Here is a 2,550-nt window from a genome sequence, read left to right on the forward strand (position 1 = left end):
GGACCCGTTCGGCTTCACGCCCTTCATCAAGACGACCGCCGACGGCAACGAGCTGTGGCTCTCGCACAAGCTGGCCGATGCGATCTCGTGCCGCTCGGCGCACGGCGCCTTCGACAAGCTCGACCACGTGCCGCTCGGCCCGAACGCGCGGCCCAACCACGTCGAGTTCGTGCGCAATGCGCGCGGCAGCGTCGTGTACGCCAGCCTCGCGCGGGTCGATGACGGCGGGCCGCAGGGCATCGCCTCGAGCCGCATCGCGATCGTCGACCGCGTCGCGCCGGCGGGGCAGCGCCGCATGGTCGGCAGCTTCTTCTCGCACGGCCGCGAGGCGCACGGGCTGTGGACCAACCCGGAGAACACGCTGCTCTACGTGGCCCATGAGCAGGACGAGCTGCCCGAGACCCCGGGCGCCGGCCAGACGGTGTGCAGCGCCTTCGACGTGAGCGACCCGTTCGCGCCGGTGTTCCTCGCGCAGATCCCGCTGGGCAGCCTGGCGCTGCCGTCGGGTGCGCTGCGCAACAAGAAGAGCATCAACCTCGTCTACGTGCGCGTCGGCGAGAAGGGGCAGACGGCATGAACTTCGAGGAGGACATGGACGAATCGATGGCGCGGATGATGAGCGACATGCACGGCCCGGGCTACACCGGCGATGCCGACGTCGACTTCCTCGCGATGATGATTCCGCACCACGCCGGTGCAGTCGACATGGCCCGGCTGGTGTTGCAGCACGGCCGCGACCCGGCGACCCGGCAACTGGCCGAGGAGATCATCGCCGGCCAGACGATCGAGATCGATGGCATGGCGCGCCGGCTGCAGCAGCTGCGCAGGCGGGGTGCACAGGCGGGTGGTGTGGCGTTTCCGTTGCTGGGAGGGCAGCGAGGCCCCTGAAACCGAGGGGTCGGCGGGTTCCGTCACAGACGGTACACACATCAGGGTTTACACTGACACCTAGGTGTTAACCCGCACGACGGGTGCACTGACTGAGAAAAAACCGACCACAAGACGGACCGAGATAGAACATGAACTTCATCAATGCCATTTCCAGCGCGATGCGCAACGCATTTGCCGGTGGAACCCAGCCGCGCGGCGGCTACGACGAGGCCTGGCTGGCCGAATCGACCGACATCTACGAACTCGAGCGCCGCATGCGCGCCATCGACAACAGCCGTTGCGGCCGGGGCGACCTGCACACCAGCGCCTTCCTGTCGATGTCGCCGGCCGGCACCGGCCGCTGAGCGGCCTGCACACGCTGCGACAGCGTGTGCACCAGCAAGCCCGAGACCACCAGCATCACCCCGGCCAGCTCATGCGCGGCCGGGCGTGAGCCCATCGCGGCACCGATCAGCAGCACCGAGACCGGAACGAAGTTCAGGAACGCGGTGCCGGTCACCACGCCCAGCTGCCTGACGCCGAAGTTGTAGGCCAGCACCCCGAACACCGTCGGCACCAGGCCGATGTAGACGAGGGCCGGCCAGGCGTTCCAGGCTGCCGCAGCGCTCGGGACCGGTGCGAGCCCGAATGCCGCGAGCAGCAGCGTCGCGGTGCACAACAGCGGCCACGAAGCGAGTGCGCTCAGCGCGCTGAAGCTGATCACGTCGAGCTCGGGCAGGCGCGCCGCACCGCGCGTGTAGGCGATCCAGCCGAGCGTGCCGGCCAGTGCCGTCAGGTCGCCGACCAGCGTCGAGGCCTGCGCGCGGGGGGCGCCCTGCGTCAGCGCGCCCGACACCATCGCCACGCCGATGAGGGCCAGCAGCGTGCTGGCGATCGCGCTGCGGCTCGGCCGCTGGCCGTCGAGCGCCCAGCGCACCAGCTGCGTCGTGATCGGCATCGTCGCCATGATCACCGCGCCGTGCGACGGCACCGAATGCGCGAGGCCCACCAGCACCATCGCGCTGAACACGCCATAGCCGATGAAGCCGAGCCCGGCCAGCCAGCGGCCATGCTGGCGCAGCGCGCCCCACGGAATCGGTCCGCGCAGCCGCAGCACCAGCATGAAGCCGAGCGTCGCGATGCTGTAGCGCAGCAGCGTGAACCACACCGGGTCGACGTGCGGCAGCACCGGCTTGCTGGCGAGGAACAGGCTGCCCCAGGCCGTGGTGGCGAGCAGCAGCCCGGCCATGCCAATCGAAGGCGAACGTGAGAAGGTCATGGCGGGCTCCGGCAGATCGAATGCGATGTCGCCAGTCTCGGCAGCCGGGCCCTGCAAGGCCATTCGCCAATTCGGAGCAGGGCCTCAGGAAATGCGAACTGACAGCCGCACGGACGCTGGCCACAATCCGCTGCCATGGAGCTGTATCAACTGAAGACCTTCGTCGCGGTCGCGCAGGAGGGCAACCTGACGCGCGCCGCCGAGCGCGTGTTCACGAGCCCGCCGGCCGTCAGCGCGCAGATCAAGGCGCTGGAGGACGAACTCGGTGTGCGCCTGTTCGACCGCACGCCGCGCGGCATGGGCCTGACCGAAGAGGGCCGCCGGCTGCTCGACGATGCCGAGCGCACGCTGGCCTCGGCCGGGCGGATGCGCTCGGCCGCGGCGCAGCTGCGCGGCGCGGC

At 69.7% G+C, this 2,550-nt stretch carries 3 protein-coding genes and 2 pseudogenes; 4 read left to right on the forward strand and 1 reads right to left on the reverse strand.

Going from position 1 to position 2,550, the window contains the following annotated elements; translation table 11 throughout:
* From AC1D01_RS29660 to AC1D01_RS29670, 3 genes and pseudogenes are all read left to right on the forward strand, one after another.
* Window positions 1-577: pseudogene (locus tag AC1D01_RS29660) on the forward strand (YncE family protein); the annotation flags it as partial.
* Window positions 574-888: a CopM family metallochaperone gene (gene copM, locus AC1D01_RS29665; RefSeq protein ID WP_477872818.1), complete on the forward strand. Its 315-nt coding sequence runs from the start codon at window positions 574-576 to the stop codon at window positions 886-888. The pseudogene AC1D01_RS29660 and the gene copM, both read left to right, overlap by 4 nt.
* A gap of 161 nt (window positions 889-1,049) precedes the next feature.
* A pseudogene (locus tag AC1D01_RS29670) lies at window positions 1,050-1,127 on the forward strand (hypothetical protein); the annotation flags it as partial.
* On the opposite strand, the gene AC1D01_RS29675 reads toward AC1D01_RS29670, so the two are convergent.
* The gene (locus AC1D01_RS29675) at window positions 1,127-2,149 is read right to left on the reverse strand and encodes a DMT family transporter (RefSeq protein ID WP_477872820.1); all 1,023 of its coding nucleotides are present in this window, start codon (window positions 2,147-2,149) and stop codon (window positions 1,127-1,129) included. The pseudogene AC1D01_RS29670 and the gene AC1D01_RS29675 sit on opposite strands and share 1 nt — an antisense overlap.
* Window positions 2,150-2,284: 135 nt before the next feature.
* On the opposite strand from AC1D01_RS29675, the gene AC1D01_RS29680 reads away from it, so the two are divergent.
* The coding region (locus AC1D01_RS29680; RefSeq protein WP_477872822.1) for a LysR family transcriptional regulator at window positions 2,285-2,550 on the forward strand (266 nt) is incomplete at its 3' end.

The organism is Rhizobacter sp. P3_B12, from assembly GCF_056402895.1.

Coding starts and splice junctions, on each gene's coding strand:
- copM (WP_477872818.1), top strand. CDS start 574: ATGAACTTCGAGGAGGACATGGACGAATCGATGGCGCGGATGATGAGC.
- AC1D01_RS29675 (WP_477872820.1), bottom strand. CDS start 2,149: ATGACCTTCTCACGTTCGCCTTCGATTGGCATGGCCGGGCTGCTGCTC.